The following is a 17,461-nucleotide window of genomic DNA, read 5'->3' on the forward strand; positions in this document are numbered from 1 at the left end:
TCATCAGAAATTTTAACAGCCTTCGGTGGCGGAGGAAATTCCTCCGCCACCGAATACTTTATAAAACAGAATGTACTCTTTGGACCTTTTGTGTTTGCATGGATTTCTCAATCAGCCCATAACCAGATTTGGCAGGAACAAAATCAGCTGCGGCACCAAGGTAATCAGGAACAGGATGCCAAAATACAAAATTACCATGGGCCAAATTCGCTTCAGCAGATCCAGCAGCGTGATCTTGGAAATGCCAATGCCGATGTACAGCACGTTGCCGACGGGCGGAGTAATCAGGCCGATGACCAGGCCGTAGATCATGGTCACGCCGAACACCACCGGGTCCATGCCGATGCTGGTGGCAATGGGCAGGAAGATCGGCGTCAGGATGGTCAGAGCGGGGGTCACGTCCATAAACAGACCCACAATGAGGACGAACACGTTGATCAGGCACATGACCACAATCGGGTTGCTGGACATGGTGCTGATCAGCTCCGCAATCGCCTGGGGAATCCGCGCCACCGTGATGACCATGGCCAGTGCCTGGCAGGTGGCCACGATGAGCATGATGACGGCGCTGGACTTGGCCGAACCGATGACGACCTTCTTGAGCAGCTTAAAGTTCATCTTCCGATAGACGAAGGTAGAGACGAACCACGCATACACGCAGGCCACAACACCGGCCTCGGTGGGAGTGAAGATGCCGCCGAGGATGCCGCCCATCATGATGACAGGCATCATCAGTGCGGGGAATGCGGTTTTGGTGGCCTTCCAGACCTGAGCGGGGGTGGCCTTGGGCTGCATGGCGTAGCTTCTCTTCTTGTTCATGAAGTACCACGCCACCATGCAGATCAGTCCTGTGATAATGCCGGGAATCACGCCGCCGATGAACATTTTGGTCACGGACACACCGCTGAGCACACCGAAAATGACCATGGGCAGAGAGGGCGGGATGATGGGTCCGGTGATGGCGCCGGCGCACACGCACGCCGTGGAGTCGGCGGGGTCATAGCCTTCCTTGATCATCAGGGGAAGCATGATGCCGCCGATGGCAGAAACCGTCACCACAGCCGCGCCGGTCAGGGCGGCAAAGATCATGCACGCGAGAATGGCAGCATATCCGATACCGGCCTTAATATGGCCCAGCAGCACGCGGCAGAAATCCACGATGCCCTTGGACAGGTTGCCGGCGTTCATCAAATCGCCGCAAAGAATGAAAAACGGAATGGCCATCAGCGCGAAGTTATTCACGCCGCTGTATAAGTAGGAAGGCACAATGTCAAAGCTGGTCACGCCGGAGGATTCCGCCATGGTGAAAACCGTCAGCAGAATGGAGAAGGCGACGGGAATGCCCAAAAACAGGAAGGTAAAAATCGAAATTAAGAAGATTACCAGAATCATACCGTCTCTCCTCCTTTCTTTTCGGGCCGCAGCTTAATCAGCTCCACCAATTTGACGAGATTGACGATGAGCATCAGCAGCAGGGAAAGAGGAATGATCCCCTGCACAACGCCGTAAGGGATCCGGGTCAGCGGCAACGGGTTTGCGATGTTCACCATGACCAGCGTCATCATGGCCTTAATGGTAATGACCATGATGAAGTCCATCAGGAGGTTTGCGATAATGTCCACAATCTTTTTTGCCATGGGAGAGATCATATTGATGATAATATCCACCCGGATATGGGAGCTCTCCTTGATCGCCACCGTGGAACCAAGGTACGTACCCCAAACAAAGAGGATGCGGGAAATCTCCTCGAAGGAGACGAACGTGAAGTTGAACACATACCGGCCAACCACGTTGATGAAAATCAGCAGCACCATCGCAAGGGTTCCAATAAACAGGAACCAGTCGATCACCTGCCACAGGCCATTTTCTATTTTTTTCATTTACTTTCTCCGCAATCAGCTTTCGCTAAATTTCGATCAGGCGCCCTGCAGCTCGTGAACCTTATCCACAGCGGTCTTAAAATCAGGATACTTTGCGCAGTAGTCGTCGATCACGACGCTGCCGGCCTTCTTGAACTCCTCGCGGTCGGGATAGGTGACCTCGACGCCCTTTTCCTTCAGGGTTTCAACGTCGGCTTCCATACCGGCCTGATACAGCTCCAGCTGCTTGGCGACAAACGCGGTAACAGCCTCCTGCAAAGCCTTCTGGTCCGCCTCGGACATGCTCTTGTAGAAGTTGGTGTTCACGTTGACGAAGTTCATGGAAATTTGATGGTTGGTGATTGCCAGATAGGGCTGAACCTCATACCAGCCGTTGGTGAGCAGGGTGGTGGGGGGGTTCTCCTGGCCGTTGATGGTGCCCTGCTGCAAAGCGGTAAACACCTCGGAAAGACCCATGGTGACAGTGGTTGCGCCCAGTGCCTTGAAGTTTGCCACATAGTGAGCGGCCTCGGGCAGACGGAGCTTGATGCCCTTGAGGTCGGCCAGCGTATTAATGGGATGGACGTTGTTGGAGACGCAGCGGTTGCCGTTGATGCTCAGGCCCAGGCAGGTCATATTGCACTGGTCAAACGCGCTTTGGAACATGGCCGTCAGCTCGGGGTTGTTGCTGACCTCGGAAGCCTGCTTCACGTCGTCGAACAGCCAGGGGAAGTCGGCGGCATACAAAGCGGGATACTGGTCGCCCATGATGTTGCCGGTGACGCACATCTCAATGGTGCCCATCTTCACGCCTTCGTTGAACTCGGCCTCGCCGCCCAGGGCGTTGTTGCCGTACAGCTCAACCGTATAGCGGCCTTCCGTGGCCTCTTCCACCATGGGCTTGAAAACCTCTTCCAGCGCGATGCTGGTGGGATGGGTATCCGCATAATACGTAGCAACCTTCAGGGGAATCGCCTTGGCGGGGGCTGCACCGGAAGTGCCGGTCGTGCCGGCGGCGCCGTCGGTCTTAGAGCCGCCGCAGGCAACCAGAGGCAGAAGCATCACCGACGCCAGAATCAGGGACAAAATTCTCTTCTTCATTTTTGTTTCCTCCTAAATTTTCTGTGTTATTCAAGACCCTCTATTTTTATGCGGGGTTTGAATGAAACATGTTGCAAACGTTTACACTTCACCAAAAAAGCCGGCACTTCCCACGTGCCTTTCCACGCCGCTTTTCTGATTTTTCCGCTACGTGGAATTTTATTTCACGTTTGCATACTAAAAAATCGGTTAGAGCAATCATTTTTGTTAAATATTTTTTGATTGCTCTTCCCTTGTTTGTTCATTGTAACATGGTCAATTTGTAAAAGCAAGGTTGCTTTTCCCTTTTTTCTAAATTTCGGAAATATTTCTAAAATCTTAGCAGCTTTTTTGACAATGTAATTTTAGTCTATAAAACAGACCGTCTGTGTATGGGAAATCGTTTATCTCTCTTATAATTCAGGACTTTTCTCAAAATCTAAGTTGGTTTTGCGTCATTTTGCCCGATCTACTTTTCAGACAGGTATGATAAGATTTGAAATCTGACATTGAAAAATGAAATCTCCCCCAGGCGCGTTGGGCGCAGAAAAAGCCGGACGGGATCCCCCGTCCGGCTTTTCTTCCGCTTGCGCCTCAGTCCTGATAGGCAGGCAGATACGCCTGCGCCCCGGTATACGCGCCAATCATCTTCATCTCGTCGTAAGTCTTTTCGTTCAAAGAGACGCCCTCATGCAAAACGCGTGCTCTTGCCTCCGCGGACTTTTCGCCGTGGATGTAGATGCGCTCCTGCCCCTCTGCCTTGGCGGAGTCCCGAACCTCCTGCAAATAGGTGTCCAGCGCATCCCGGATGGCTTTCTTATCGCCGAACATCCCGTAATCCAGTGCAAGGAAGCACTGAGCGATGTTGGCCCGGCCGGGCGTCTTATAAATGTAGTTGGAGGTCGTTCCGCCGGAGAGGATGGCGGTGCAGATCTCGCAGAGCATGGCAAAGCCATAGCCTTTATAGCCGGAGGTCTTTTCTCCGGAGCCGCCCAGCGGCAAAATGCCGCCGCCGGCCTTGGCGATAATATTCTTGAGCACCCGCTCCGGGTCCGTGCTGTCGTGGCCCGTCTCGTCCAGCGCCCAGCCCTCCGGCAATCCGTTGCCGCGCTTGACATAGACCTCCAGCTTTCCCCGGGGCACCACCGTGGTGGCCGCGTCGAAGGAAAAGGGAACGGGGTCCGCGGGCATGGCAAAGGCGATGGGGTTCGTGCCCAGCATCGCCTGACGGCCAAAGGTCGGCACCATGATGGCCTCCGTGTTGGTCATGCACATGCCGATCATGTCCTCCTTGACCGCCATCTTTGCATAGTACCCCGCAATGCCGTAATGGTTGGAGTTTCGGACCGTAATCATGCCGAATCCGTGCTCCTTGGCCTTTGCGATGGCCATTTCCATCGCCTTGACGCCCAGAAGCTGCCCCATGCAGTCATTGCCCTCGATCACCGCGGACAGCGGCGTTTCAAATACGACTTCCGGCTTCGCGTCCAGTTTGACAAGACCGCCGGTGATCTCCTGATGATACCGAATCAGTCTTTGGATGCCGTGGGACTCGATTCCGGAAAGGTCCGCCGCCAGCAGGACGTCCGTGATCTGCCGGCTCTCCTCGTCTGTAAAGTGATACCCTTTGAAAACTTCGCGACAGAACTTTTCCAGCTGTTCATATGCTACATGATGATACTGCATGTCACTCACCCCGTACTTTCTGTATAGAATCCGTGAGCAGTCCCCGGGTCAAAGCACCCTCCCCCGCTCTCTGCATTTTTTACTATATGCCCTCTTCCCCGCTTCGTCAATAGCGCAGCCTGCCGAATAATTGCCTCCGCTTTTTGCGGATATTTCACAAAGCCTCTTTGTTTCGGTAAAAAAACGCGCGTCTCACGGCGGCGCAAAACTATCCAAAATGTGCACGAAACACGCTCGTGCTTGTTATTTTGCTGAAAATGTTCAAAAGAAATTTCAGATGTTGAAAACGGTTTCCATCTGCTGTATACTCGAACCAACCATTCCCCCGGCTGCCCGGCGCTCCGGGGGGAACCCGCTCCCCTTCGACTTGTCCCGCAGCGGGTGCGTCCTCTACCCGATTTTACTGATTTCTCCTTATTTTATATTACAGGAGGTACTCTTATGCCCAGCGGAAAAGCAAAGGAATCCCGCGCCTTTCAATCCCCCTCCAGATACATTCAGGGGCCGGGTGAGTTGAAAAATCTCCCCATTTTTGCAGGTCACTACGGAAAGACCGCCCTTGCCATCATCGACACATTCTTCTACCCGGAATATCAGGCAAAGATTCCGCAGCTGTTTGCCGAGGCGGGCATGACGGCCTATACCGTGGAGTACTCCGGCGCCGCCTCCGACTTAGCGCTGGAAAAGCTGCTTGCCTTCTGCAAGACGCTGCCCCAGATTCCCGACACCTTTATCGGCATCGGCGGCGGTCAGACCTGCGACATCAACAAGGCCGTGGGCGCCACCTTCCAAAAGGCGTTTATCAATGTCCCCACAGCCCTGACCACGGACGCGCCCACCTCCACCCACACCATTATTAATAATCCCCACGAGCAGCCCCGTCTCATGGTCCACTCCAAGAATCCGGACTATGTGGTGGTTGACACGGAAATCACCGTGCAGTCTCCGGCATGGATGATGGTCTCCGGCATCGGAGACGCCCTTGCCACTTACATTGAATCCGAGGCCTCCTTTGCCAACAACAATGTCTGCAACGCCGGCGCCGGGGAATACCGCCCTGCCCTTCTGGGCATGGCCGCCGCAAAGCTGTGCTACGAGATTTTGCTGGAAAAGGGCCGTGCCGCCATCCGCGCCGCCAGAAACCATCTCCGCACCCCCGCCTACGAGGATGTGGTGGAGGCCACCGTGCTGCTCTCCGGGCTTGGCTTTGAGTGCACCGGCGTCTCCATTGCCCACGGCTTGCAGGCCGGCTTCCACGTGCTGCCCATCAAACCCCTGCTCCACGGCACCGGTGTGGGCTACTGCACGCTGATTCAGCTGATTGTTGAAAATGACACGGACCGCTTTGCCGAAATTTTTGAGTTCTGCAAGGACATCGGTCTGCCGGTTTGCACGGCAGATCTGGGATTGACGGACGAAAACCGGGACGCGAGCATTGAGGCGCTGGTGGACGAGGTCTACGGCAAGCGCTGGAATGTTTCCAACGTCCCCCATTACTTCTGCCGTGCCACGCTCGCGGACGCCATCCGCTATCTGGACGTGTACGCGTCGGAGCGTGCCTGAGGGTTTTTTCTGATATCTCAGTAAAAAAATATGCGGAGGATACAGACATAGAGCTATTTGACACTTGAGGAAAAAAGGCCATTGCCGATGACAGGAAAGGCGTCTGCCTGTTCCTCGCCTCCCATGCCAGCGATTATGTCAGCGGCGCGATCCTTCCCGTGGACGGCGGCTATCTCGTCAAATAACACTGGACAGAAAAGGAGAATTTGAATGAAAATCACTGCTTTGAATTTATATCCGGTACGCCCCAGATGGTGCTTTTTGGAAATGGAGACCGACGAAGGCTACACCGGCTGGGGCGAGCCGGTGCTGGAAGGGCACTGCGACGCCGTGAAGGCCTGCGTGGAGGAGATGAAGCCCTACCTCATCGGGCAGGACCCCTGCCGGATTGAGGATTTTTGGAGCACAATTTACCGCGCCGGATTCTATCGCGGAGGCGGCGTTCTCATGAGCGCCATTGCCGGCATTGACCAGGCGCTCTGGGACATCAAGGGAAAGGTCTTTCAAGCGCCTGTCTACCAGCTGATGGGCGGGCCCTGCCGGGACTCCATGCGCGTCTACTCCTGGATCGGCGGCGACCGTCCCGCGGACGTGGGCAAGGCCGCTAAGGAGCGCATGGACGCGGGCTTCACCGCGGTAAAAATGAATGCCACGGAGGAGCTTCAGTTCATCGACTCCTTTGAAAAGATCGACCAGGTGCTGGAGCGGGTGGCCAACATTCGGGAATCCTGCGGCAAATACTTCGGCATCGCCATCGATTTCCACGGCCGGGTCCATAAGCCCATGGCCAAGGTGCTGGCAAAAAAGCTGGAGCAGTTTGACCCCATGTTTATTGAGGAGCCGGTTCTGTGCGAAAACATGGAGTATTTCCCCGAAATTGCCGCCGCGTGCAACATTCCCATTGCCACCGGCGAGCGGCTGTTCACCCGGTGGGACTTTAAGCGCCTCTTTGAAATCGGCGGCGTGGACATCATCCAGCCCGATTTGTCCCACGCTGGCGGCCTCACCGAGGTAAAAAAGATTGCCGCCATGGCGGAGGCCTACGATATCGCGCTGGCACCCCACTGCCCGCTGGGTCCCATTGCGCTGGCCTCCTGCCTGAACGTGGACGCCACCTGCTACAATGCCGCCATCCAGGAGCAGAGCATCGGCATTCATTATAATGTAGGGAAAAGCGTTCTGGACTACGTGAAGAACAGGGACGATTTTGCCTTCGTCGATGGCATGGTGCGCCTGCCCAAGCTCCCCGGTCTCGGCGTGGAGGTCAACCGGGAGCTGGTTTTGGAGGAAGCCAAAACGCCCCACAGCTGGAAAAACCCCGTTTGGCGTCACAAGGACGGCTCCGTGGCCGAATGGTAACGCCATTCCACAAATAAACGCCGGGTACCGCCCCTTGAAGGGGCGGTACCCGGTATAGCATTGCCGCCAGTGGTAGTATGTTCAATGAGGAGGTTTTCTCTATGGCTCTCACGCAGATTCCTTTCGGAACCACACAGGCGGGCGCGCCTGTCACGGCCTTTTGCCTGACCAACCGTGCCGGCGCGTCCGTCACACTCTTGGATTACGGCGCCACCATACAGGCTCTTCGCATGCCCGACAGGCAGGGCAGCTTTACAGACGTGGTGCTGGGATACGACACGCTCTCCGAATACGAGCGCGGCGACGGATATCTGGGCGCCACCATCGGGCGGGTGTGCAACCGCATCGGCGGGGCTGCCTTCCAAATGCATGGCAAGTGTTATCCTCTGGCAAAAAACGACGGGGAAAACCACCTGCACGGCGGGTGGAAGGGCTTTGACAAGTACTTGTGGCACGCCGCGCCGCAGGGGGAGGACGCGCTTTGTTTTTCCCGGCTTTCTCCAAACGGGGAGGAAGGGTATCCGGGGAATCTCCATGTGCAGGTGACGTTTCGCCTGACGGAGGAAAACGCGCTGGAAATCGTCTATGACGCCGACGCCGATCAGGACACGCCGGTGTGCCTGACCAATCACAGCTATTTTAACCTCTCGGGCGGCGGGTGCGTCTCGGAACAGCAGCTGCAGGTTTCTTCTCACCGCATCACGGAAAGCGACGCCCACTGCCTGCCCACCGGGCGCTTTCTTCCCGTGGCGGGGACCGCCCTTGATTTTAGGACAAGCCGTCCCCTTGCCGCCGCGCTGGATTGCGACGATCCCCTGCTGCGCGCCTTCGGCGGCTGCGACCACAACTTTGTCCTCGATGTAAGCCCGGCCGCCAGCCTGTACAGTCCGGAAACCGGAATTGAAATGACGGTGGAAACGGACCTTCCCGGCATGCAGGTCTATACCGCCAACGGTCTCACCTCCCGGGCAGGAAAGGGCGGCGCCTCCATGGGTCCCCATGGCGCGGTGTGTCTGGAGACGCAGCTTTTCCCCAACGCAATGGGATTTTACGCCTTCCCCTCCCCGGTGCTCCATGCGGGCGAACACCTGCACAGCACCACCGTTTACGCCTTTCATACCCGCTGACTTTTTGTTTTTGGGGAAGCCGCAGGCCCATTAAGTTGCAAATTTTTATGTGGAGGTGGATTTTATGTTGGATCTTATTGTTAAAAATGGTATGATTGTAGACGGAAACGGCGCCAAGGCCTTTCCCGGCGAAATTGCCGTCAAGGACGGCAAGATCGTACAGGTTAAGGATCACATTGACGAACCCGCCGGTAAGATCATCGACGCGCAGGGGCACTATGTCTCTCCCGGCTTCATTGACATGCACCGTCATGGCGACGCCGCCGTCTTTCGGGACGGCTATGGCGAAGTGGAGGTGCGTCAGGGCATCACCAGCGTTGTGAACGGGCAGTGCGGTCTCAGTATTGTCCCGTGCCCCGACGCGCATCGCGCGGAAATGTTCAGCTTTCTCAACACCATCGTAGGAAGCATCGACCCCAAGATTCCCTTCAACACCTTTGCCGAGTACACTGCTCAGGTTCGAAGGCAGCCCCTGCCCATCAACGTGGGCTGCTGCGTGGGCAACGGCGCGGTGCGCATGGCGACAAGCGGCTTTGCCAACGGAAAGCTGAATGAAAAACAAGTCCGGACAGCGCAGGACCACATCCGCGCCTCCATCGAGGCCGGCGCGCTGGGCGTGACGCTTGGCATTGTCTATGCCCCCGAGAATCAGTACGATACGAACTCCTTTATTGAAGTGCTTCAGCCCATGCGGGATTACGATGTACCGCTGGCTACGCACATCCGCAGCGAGGGACGCATGCTGCATGACTCTCAGCGGGAAGTCATTGCCGTGGCTAAGGCCCTTGGCATTTCTCTGGAATTTTCCCACTTCAAGTCCACGGGCAAGGCCTTCTGGGGCAAATTCATTACCGAGGCGCTGGAAATCGTGGAGAACGCGCAATCCGAGGGCGCCCGCATCACCATTGACGCCTATCCCTGGACCGCCGGCGCCAGTCAGCTGTACCAGTATCTGCCCCCCGATTTTCAGGACGGCGGTTACGATGCCGCCTGCGCCCGCATGGCAGATCCTGTCCAGCGGGCCAGACTCACCGCCATCTTGAAGGAGCCGCAGGAGTATTTTGAGAACCAGATGCTGAATGTGGGCTGGGAAAACACCATGATCACCGGCGTGGGTAAGCCTGAAAACAAGCAGTACGTGGGTCTCACCGTTACCCAGATGGCAGAGTAGATGGGCAAGGACCCCTATGACGCCGCGTTTGACCTGCTGATCGACGAGCACTGCAACGTGGGCATGATCAACTTTATCTCTGACGAAGCAGACAACCAGCGCATTATTCAAAAGGACTATTGCAGCATCATCTCCGATTCCCTCTATGCCGAGGGCGGACTCCCCCATCCCCGCGTCTATGCCTCGTTCCCCAGAGTTCTCGCCACCTTTGTCCGGGAGAAGAAGATTCTCACGCTGGAAAATGCCATTCGCAAGATCACCCACCAGCCTGCACAAGTCTATCATCTGGATCAAAAGGGGCTTATCCGAGAGGGAATGGATGCGGATATCGTGATCTTTGATCTGGATAAGGTGGATACCAAGGCCACCTATACCAATCCCATGCAGTTCCCCACCGGCTATGATTATGTGCTGGTGAATGGCGTTGTGGTGGTGAAGGACGACGTGATGGATAAAACTGTCCATCCGGGCGCTGTGCTCACCAACCGGTATGCTTCCAAATAGCTTCCCATACGCAAAGGCCGCTCCCGTGCACAGTTCGTTCGGGAGCCTCCCTTATATGATTGTACTGCAATGCAAAACACGAAAGGATGATACACCATGGACGTATATGCAAGACTGGAGGAGTTGGGCTTAAAATTGCCCCCTCCACCCCCTCCCGGCGGGCTGTATAAGCCTGTCAAGCAGGTGAGAGATATCCTGTATGTCTCCGGCCAGGGCGCTACGGAAGGCGGCGTCCCCATTGTCGTGGGCAAGGTAGGCGCCCAGCGCACCGTTGAGGAGGGCCAGCAGGCGGCGCGAATCTGCGTGATGAACGCGCTGAGCGTGTTGGATCATTATCTGGGCGACTTAAATCAAATCAAATGCCTCGTGAAGCTGCAGGGCTTCGTGGCCAGTGCGGAAGGCTTTAACATGCAGCCCAAGGTCATCGACGGCGCGTCTCGCCTGCTGGCGGACATCTGGGGCGAGGAGGATGGCGTTGGCGCTCGTACCGCCATTTCCGCCATCGAGCTGCCCGGTGAAATTACAGTGGAGATTGAATTCATTTTTCAACTAAAGCAGGAGTTGTAAAGGAGCGTTCTCTATGAAAAGCAACATTTATCAGATTGCCCACCCTGATGAACTGATTACGCCGGTTCTCCTCTATTTTAAGGACTACATCATAGAAAACATCAAAAAGGCTGTTGCCATTGCCGGCGAAGCGCAGCGGCTCTGGCCCCATGTAAAAACCCACAAGACCCGGGAGCTGATCTGCCTTTTGATCGAGCAGGGCGTCACCCGGTTTAAATGCGCCACCATCGCGGAGGCGGAGGTCGTGGCCTCCTGCGGTCCCACGGATATCATTCTGGCCTATCCTCTGGTGGGTCCCAATGTCTCCCGTTTTCTCTCGTTGCAGCGGGACTTCCCCAAGGTCCGCTTCTGGTCCATTGGGGACGATCTCGACCAGTTGAGGCACGTGGGCGCCGCCGCCGTGGCCTCCGGCGCTAAAATTCATTTTCTTGCCGATGTCAATGTGGGACAAAATCGCACCGGCGTGGCTTTTGACAAGCTCATTTCCTTCTACGAAGCCGTCGCCGCCACGGAGGGGCTGGAGCCTGACGGGTTCCACTGCTACGACGGTCACATCCATCAGTCCGATTACGACGTCCGCACCCAGCTGGCCGCCGAGATCATGGAAAAGGTCACAGCCTTGAAAGAGCGGCTGGTGGCCGACGGCTATTCCTGCTCTCATCTGGTGATGGGCGGAACGCCTACCTTCCCCTGCTATGCCAAATACCCCGATGTCTATCTGGCTCCGGGGACGGTTTTCCTCTCCGACTACGGCTATTCCACCAGCTATCGGGATATGGACTTCACCCCCGCAGGCGTCATCATGACCCGCGTGATCAGCCGCCCCACGCCCGATACCTTTACACTGGATCTGGGCTACAAGGGAATCGCGGCGGACCCCAACGGCGTTCGCGGCGTGATTGTGGGCATGGAGGACATTGCCGCGCCTCTGGCCCAGAGCGAGGAACACTGGGTCTTTCAGATTGCCCCGGGGCATGAGGATGAAATTCCCCCGGTGGGAAGCGAGCTTTATGTGATGCCTTCTCACATCTGCCCCAGCACCGCCCTGTACCCCTTCGTTCCCGTGGTGGAACAGGGCAAAATCGCAGGGCATTGGGACATCGCCGCCCGCAACCGCAAGCTCACGTATTGACGGTTCACCCGGTGGCCCCTGCGTCAGGCCCTGTATGAGACCTGTCAGCGGCTGGGCGTCGGCATCACCGCGATAAAGGCGTTTGGCGGCGGTGGTCAATCTCAAATATCAAAAAGAACAGCGGCTGGAAATCATTCCAGCCGCTGTTTGAATGTCTAGCCAAATCCCCCGGGCTATGCCGCCCCCATTCTCCGTCAGGGGCGCTTCTCCGGTTATCTCTGGACGCGGCCGGAGGCGTTTCCGCCGGCCAGGGATTCCACTTCGGACACGGACATGAGGTTAAAATCGTGCTCGACGCTGTGCTTCAGGCAGGACGCCGCCACAGCAAAGTTGATGGCCTTCTGATCGTCGTAGCCGCTCAGCAGCGCGTAGATCAAGCCGCCGCCAAAGCTGTCTCCGCCGCCTACCCGGTCCACAATGTGCACCAGATATTTGGGGGAGAAGCTGGCCTTGCCCTCGCTGTACAGCATTCCCGCCCACTCGTTGTCGGACGCGGAAATGCTGCCGCGCAGCGTGATTGCCACCTTCTGGCAGCCAAAGCGCTCCGTCAGCTGCCGGGCCACGCTGATATAGCCGTCCTGACTGATTTTACCCGTGTTCAGGTCCGTATTCTCCGCCGCGATGCCAAACACGTCCTTGGCGTCCTCTTCATTGGCGATGCACACGTCCACGTAGGGCATCAGCTCGCCCATGACCTTGCCGGCCTCCTCGCGGGTCCACAGCTTCTTGCGGTAGTTCAGATCGCAGCTGACAGTCAGTCCCAGCCGCTTTGCCGCTTGGCAGGCCGTGAGGCAAATGGCGGGCATTTCGCCGCCCAGTGCGGGGGTGATCCCGGTAAAGTGGAACCAGTCCGCGCCGTCAAAAATCTTCTCCCAGTCGAAATCCACAGCCGTCGCCTTGGAGATAGCGGAGGCGGCCCGGTCATAAATGACCTTGGAAGCGCGCTGGGAAGCGCCCTTTTCCACGAAATAAATGCCCAGACGCTCGCCGCCCCGCACGATCGAGCTGGTATCCACGCCGTAGCGACGCAGCTCGTTGATGGCGGATTGGCCGATCTCATGGGCGGGAAGCTTGGTGACAAAGGCGGCGTCCAGCCCATAATTGGCAAGGGAAACTGCCACGTTGGCCTCGCCGCCGGCATAGGTCGCCTCAAACTTTTCGGCCTGCACAAAGCGGAGGTAGCCCTCCGGATTCAGGCGCATCATGATCTCTCCAAATGTAATGATTCTCTTCATGGTTTTCTCCTTCTCGCCCTCAGGCATTTTTTACAGCAGTCAGCAGCTTGCGCGCCGTTTCGGTGATCTTGTCGAACTCCCCGGCCTCAATCCACTTCTTATTGGCCAGGTTGCCGCCAACACCGGCCCCCAGCATGCCGGCTTTCAGGAAGTCGGCCACGTTCTCCTCGTTGATGCCGCCCACCGCCAGCATCTTCACATGGCTGATGGGCGCGCGGATGGCCTTCACATAGGCGGTTCCCAGGTTGCCCACCGGAAACAGCTTTACAAAATCCGCACCGGCATGATGGGCGGTCATCACCTCGCTGGGCGTCATGGCGCCCGGCATGGAAACCAGCCCCAGCTCCCGGGTGCGGTGAATCACAGCCACGTTTACATCCGGGGAAATGATATACTTCGCGCCGGCAGACGCGGCCAGCTCTACCAGTTCCGGCGTGGTGACCGTGCCGGCGCCTACCAGCATCCGCCCCTCATAGGCCTTTCCAATGGCGGCAATTGCATCCGCCGTCGCCTGAAAAGACGCAGGATTTTTTTGATCGAAGGTGATCTCCATCAACCGAATTCCGCCCTCGTACAGGGCATCTGCCACCTTCATGCACTGGTCCGCGCCAACTCCCCGCACAATGGCAATGATCTTTTCCGCCTCTACGAGCTTGATTGTCTCTTCCCGCATGACATTCCCTCTCTTCCATAATACGAAATTATTTATCACAATGTGGACATTCTATCTCTTTTATACTGCGTTTTGTCCATTCTGTCAATAACCTATCCTGCCGGAATTTTTGTGAGTTTTCTGGGCAATTTGATGGTTGCGGTAGGACCCAGAGTATGATATTCTAACAAAAATATCACATTATGAAAATTTAGAAAACGAGGAACATTTTATGAGTACTGCCCCAGGGTCCGTACAATCCATCGACCGCACGCTGAGCATTTTAGAGACATTGTCTGCGGCGCCTTTGGGGTTGTCTTTGTCCGATCTGGCTGCCGCCACGGATCTGCACATCAGCACCGCCCACCGGCTGGTCAACGTGCTTGCAGAGCACGGCTACGCCCTGAAAGACCCCTCCAGCGGGAAATACCGGCTGACCCTGCGGACGTTTGAAATCGGAAGCCGCGTCTCCAGCGTGTGGAATCTGCTCTCGTCGGCAAAGCCCCAGCTGGACGAGCTGGCCGCCGTCTCGCAGGAGGCCGTGCACCTGGTGGAACGGGACGGGCACGGCATCGTCTATCTCTATAAGGCAGAGCCGTTCCAGCAGCTTGTGCGGATGGACTCTCACGTGGGGCTGCGCAACCCCATGTACTGCACTGGGGTGGGCAAAAGCATTCTGGCGCTGCTGCCGCCCAAAGCGGTTAAGGAGATTTGGGAAACGGAAGCGCATCCCGTTTTCTCCCCGCACACCATTGTGGATTTTTCCGACATGCAAAAGGAGCTGGATCGCATTCGCTCCCGGGGGTACGCCATTGACGACGAGGAGCACGAGCCCGGCGTCCGCTGCATCGCAGCCGCCATTCGCAATTGGGCGGGCGCACCCGTTGCGGCCATCAGCATTTCCGCGCCGGTTTCCAGAATGGATGCGCAGGCGATGGAGCGGCTTCTTCCCCGTCTGCTAGAGACGTCTGTCCAAATCAGCCGCATGATGGGCTTTTCGGACTAAATTTTTACAGCTTCCCGCCAACGTTGTTGCAGAGGCGGCAGACTATCTGCCCCTCTGCATTTTTTACGCGCATATTTGAATACAGCGCAAATTTTTTTGAGAAAATACGTGTTGCGGCCATCCAAACGGCTTCGCCGCACGTCTAATGGTTGAAGCGCTTTATTTTTTAAAGGAGCCCCTGCCTATGGCCATCAGTAAAACCGAATATGCACAGCGAATTCAAAGCAGCCGCAGCCGCTTGTATCGAACCGCATTCTGCTATGTAAAAAACGAGCAGGATGCGCTGGACATCGTGGGCGAAGCTGTCTGCAAGGGCCTTGAGGCCCTGCATCAGCTTCGCCAAGTGGAGTTTTTTGACACTTGGATGACGCGAATCGTCATTCATACCGCGCTGAGCCACCTGCGAAAGCACGCCCTTCGCCCGGAAAACAACGAGGAGCTGCCGGAATCCCTTCCTGCAACGGAGGCCGGATTGACGCCGGAGGAATCCATTGACCTCTATCAGGCGCTGGACACGCTGGGCGGCAGTGAGCGGACCTATGTCATTCTGCGGTTTTTTGAAGAGCGTTCCTTTCGAGAGATGGCGGAAATTCTGAATCTCCCGGAAGCCACTGTAAAATCGCGCCTGTACCGAATTCTCAAAAAATTAAATCATCAACTCTCCGCACGAAAGGAGTGAGCGTATGGAAACGTTCAAGCATCACTATTACGATCAAATTCCCGTACCGGACGATCCCTTGGAGCAGGTGATTGAAAAAGGGCTTCGCCGCGGGACTCGAAGGCGCGCAATGCGGCGATGGGCGTCCAGCGCCGCCACAGTCCTGCTTTTACTGCTGGTGTGCGCAAATGTGACGCCGCTTTACGCCGGGGCCTTGGAGATCCCCGTTCTCAGAGAGATGGTTCGCATTCTTCGGATCGGGTCGGGCGGCCAGGTCCCTTCCGCGCTGGTATCCGTCCAGGGCGACGCGGAGGGCAGTACCGTTGCACTCCAGTTTACGTCTCCCAAGGGGGAGGCCATGCCGGTCCCGCCGTACTCTGCAAAGCGCAGGCTGGCGCCTTCCCGCGTGGTCCTCCGGCTGCATGAGATCGGGGAAGAGCCTACCGAGCAGCTGCTGAACCTGTTCACATCAATGGAAGGCGTCGCGGAAGCCTATCCGAATCAATATTCCACCGCCTCCGATCAGGGTATTACCATCGTTTTGAAAAACGGCTATGACTGCGCCATCAGCGAATATGAAACCCCGGGCACTTTGGTTCTGGAATTTTCAAAGGCGGAAGCAACCGCGCCGCAAACTGTCTATTATCTCCGCAGCAAGGCCATGCCGCTTGGAAGCGATCTTGCCGCCTTGACGGACCGTCTCGCGTGGGAAGGCGCCACGCAGGTCCGCACGCAAGACGGAAAATACTTCGTGGCTCTTGGAAACTATCATTCTCAGGCCCAGGCGGAAGCGGCGCAGGCTGGTCTTGAGGCAAAATTCGGAGTCTCCCTGGGGCTTTTCCCTGCAAGCGGCAGCACCGATCAAATTCCCGCAGAATGAAATGCGTGAATAGACTTATGATAAGAAAGAAGGAACTCTCTATGAAAAAGCAAACACTCCTCATCAGCGCCACGCTGATTGCCGCCTTACTCAGCGGCTGCGGGGCAAAGCCGCAGGCTGCGCCTCCCACACAAACGGAGCCGCCTGCGCAGGAGGAACCCACCACTCCCCCGGAAGCACCGCAAAATACGTTTGCAGCGTCTTTACCCGCAGGCGTCGAACAACTGCTGTCTGAAACAAAGCCCCTCCCCGAACTTGCCAAGGCAATTGTTGATGAATATCAAATTCCCGAAGAGGAGTGGGCACAGACGAAATACTATTACAACTATGTGGACCTGAACGGCGACGGAACGGACGAAATTTTTGCCATCGTCATGGGACCCTACACCAGCGGCACCAGCGGCGACTCCGCGCTGTGGCTTCTGCCCTACGCGGGAATGGCCGTCTCTCAAACCTTCACCATGTTTCGCGCCCCCATCATCATCAGCGACACCATAACCAACGGCGCACACGAAATTGTATTTCAGCGAGGCGGCGGCGGCGGAAAGGCGGAAACCATCCACCTGATCTGCTCGGATGGTGTTTACAACAATCCCTCCGACGCAGAGGTGCTGGAAAACATTGATGATCTCACCGGCAAGGCCATTATTTGCAACGATTTCATAGCGGACATGGACTCCGGCTCCTACCTGACGCTGGAGGACGCGAAAGACGCAGCCTAAGCTGCTCTCACACTCGCAAATTTTCCGCAGAAACACAAATTGCACCCATCAAGTACCGTATTTCAAACGCACACACAAGGCGGCAGTGATGAACTCCATCACTGCCGCCTTGTTTCATTGCTCTCCATTGTCCCTCTGTCGGCGGGTGCCCTGCTCACCACTTCTTCATGCGCCATGGCTCAAAGGCCCATATTTGGCACCGCCTTGCTGCGCTTACAGGCAGGCCGCGCAGGGTGCACACGCCCCCAGCGGATAGGGCC

Annotated in this window: 18 protein-coding genes; 12 read left to right on the forward strand and 6 right to left on the reverse strand. The window is 56.5% G+C overall.

Features of this window, described 5'->3' with window-relative positions:
* Positions 1-111 precede the first annotated feature (111 nt).
* The 4 genes from PHI30_RS08165 to PHI30_RS08180 all read right to left on the reverse strand — a co-directional run bounded on the left by PHI30_RS08165 (position 112) and on the right by PHI30_RS08180 (position 4,625).
* Positions 112-1,392 (reverse strand): TRAP transporter large permease, encoded by a 1,281-nt coding sequence (locus PHI30_RS08165; protein WP_300026398.1) that lies wholly within the window; start codon positions 1,390-1,392, stop codon positions 112-114.
* The gene (locus PHI30_RS08170; RefSeq protein ID WP_300026400.1) at positions 1,389-1,880 is read right to left on the reverse strand and encodes a TRAP transporter small permease; all 492 of its coding nucleotides are present in this window, start codon (positions 1,878-1,880) and stop codon (positions 1,389-1,391) included. The genes PHI30_RS08165 and PHI30_RS08170 overlap by 4 nt, the downstream gene beginning before the upstream one ends.
* A gap of 36 nt (positions 1,881-1,916) precedes the next feature.
* On the reverse strand, positions 1,917-2,960 hold the full coding sequence (locus PHI30_RS08175; protein WP_300026402.1) for a TRAP transporter substrate-binding protein: 1,044 nt from the start codon (positions 2,958-2,960) through the stop codon (positions 1,917-1,919).
* Between the two features lie 573 nt (positions 2,961-3,533).
* On the reverse strand, positions 3,534-4,625 hold the full coding sequence (locus PHI30_RS08180; RefSeq protein ID WP_300026404.1) for an Ldh family oxidoreductase: 1,092 nt from the start codon (positions 4,623-4,625) through the stop codon (positions 3,534-3,536).
* Between the two features lie 441 nt (positions 4,626-5,066).
* Between PHI30_RS08180 and PHI30_RS08185 the strand changes: the two genes are divergently transcribed.
* From PHI30_RS08185 to PHI30_RS08220, 8 genes are all read left to right on the forward strand, one after another.
* Positions 5,067-6,188 carry an iron-containing alcohol dehydrogenase gene (locus PHI30_RS08185; RefSeq protein WP_300026406.1) on the forward strand — a complete coding sequence of 374 codons (1,122 nt, stop codon included), beginning with the start codon at positions 5,067-5,069 and terminating at the stop codon, positions 6,186-6,188.
* Positions 6,189-6,268: 80 nt separating this feature from the next.
* Positions 6,269-6,373, forward strand: a complete 105-nt coding sequence (locus tag PHI30_RS08190; RefSeq protein WP_367186361.1) for a hypothetical protein — start codon at positions 6,269-6,271, stop codon at positions 6,371-6,373.
* 25 nt (positions 6,374-6,398) lie between these two features.
* The gene (dgoD, locus tag PHI30_RS08195; RefSeq protein WP_300026407.1) at positions 6,399-7,547 is read left to right on the forward strand and encodes a galactonate dehydratase; all 1,149 of its coding nucleotides are present in this window, start codon (positions 6,399-6,401) and stop codon (positions 7,545-7,547) included.
* Between the two features lie 101 nt (positions 7,548-7,648).
* Complete coding sequence (locus PHI30_RS08200) at positions 7,649-8,674, forward strand: aldose epimerase family protein (RefSeq protein WP_300026409.1); 1,026 nt, start codon at positions 7,649-7,651, stop codon at positions 8,672-8,674.
* Positions 8,675-8,765: 91 nt separating this feature from the next.
* Positions 8,766-9,845, forward strand: a complete 1,080-nt coding sequence (locus PHI30_RS08205) for an amidohydrolase family protein (protein ID WP_300026412.1) — start codon at positions 8,766-8,768, stop codon at positions 9,843-9,845.
* Positions 9,846-10,349 (forward strand): amidohydrolase family protein, encoded by a 504-nt coding sequence (locus PHI30_RS08210; protein ID WP_300026415.1) that lies wholly within the window; start codon positions 9,846-9,848, stop codon positions 10,347-10,349.
* Between the two features lie 96 nt (positions 10,350-10,445).
* A complete protein-coding gene (locus PHI30_RS08215) occupies positions 10,446-10,916 on the forward strand; it encodes a RidA family protein (RefSeq protein WP_300026418.1) in 471 nt (156 codons plus the stop codon).
* 13 nt (positions 10,917-10,929) lie between these two features.
* Positions 10,930-12,048, forward strand: coding sequence for a D-TA family PLP-dependent enzyme (locus tag PHI30_RS08220; RefSeq protein WP_300026421.1), 1,119 nt, complete (start codon positions 10,930-10,932; stop codon positions 12,046-12,048).
* Positions 12,049-12,260: 212 nt separating this feature from the next.
* Here the strand turns inward: PHI30_RS08220 and PHI30_RS08225 are convergent, their stop codons facing one another.
* Both PHI30_RS08225 and PHI30_RS08230 read right to left on the reverse strand, forming a co-directional pair.
* Positions 12,261-13,283: a sugar kinase gene (locus PHI30_RS08225; protein WP_300026423.1), complete on the reverse strand. Its 1,023-nt coding sequence runs from the start codon at positions 13,281-13,283 to the stop codon at positions 12,261-12,263.
* Positions 13,284-13,302: 19 nt separating this feature from the next.
* The gene (locus PHI30_RS08230; RefSeq protein ID WP_300026426.1) at positions 13,303-13,956 is read right to left on the reverse strand and encodes a bifunctional 4-hydroxy-2-oxoglutarate aldolase/2-dehydro-3-deoxy-phosphogluconate aldolase; all 654 of its coding nucleotides are present in this window, start codon (positions 13,954-13,956) and stop codon (positions 13,303-13,305) included.
* Positions 13,957-14,167: 211 nt separating this feature from the next.
* On the opposite strand from PHI30_RS08230, the gene PHI30_RS08235 reads away from it, so the two are divergent.
* From PHI30_RS08235 to PHI30_RS08250, 4 genes are all read left to right on the forward strand, one after another.
* A complete protein-coding gene (locus PHI30_RS08235; RefSeq protein ID WP_300026429.1) occupies positions 14,168-14,941 on the forward strand; it encodes an IclR family transcriptional regulator in 774 nt (257 codons plus the stop codon).
* A 184-nt stretch (positions 14,942-15,125) separates the two neighbouring features.
* The gene (locus PHI30_RS08240) at positions 15,126-15,620 is read left to right on the forward strand and encodes a sigma-70 family RNA polymerase sigma factor (protein ID WP_300026432.1); all 495 of its coding nucleotides are present in this window, start codon (positions 15,126-15,128) and stop codon (positions 15,618-15,620) included.
* Between the two features lie 4 nt (positions 15,621-15,624).
* The gene (locus tag PHI30_RS08245) at positions 15,625-16,479 is read left to right on the forward strand and encodes a hypothetical protein (RefSeq protein WP_300026435.1); all 855 of its coding nucleotides are present in this window, start codon (positions 15,625-15,627) and stop codon (positions 16,477-16,479) included.
* A gap of 41 nt (positions 16,480-16,520) precedes the next feature.
* Positions 16,521-17,201 (forward strand): hypothetical protein, encoded by a 681-nt coding sequence (locus PHI30_RS08250; RefSeq protein ID WP_300026437.1) that lies wholly within the window; start codon positions 16,521-16,523, stop codon positions 17,199-17,201.
* The last annotated feature ends 260 nt before the right edge of the window (positions 17,202-17,461 follow it).

It is taken from the genome of Oscillibacter sp., assembly GCF_028693505.1.
In the GTDB taxonomy this organism is placed as follows: Bacteria; Bacillota; Clostridia; order Oscillospirales; family Oscillospiraceae; genus Oscillibacter.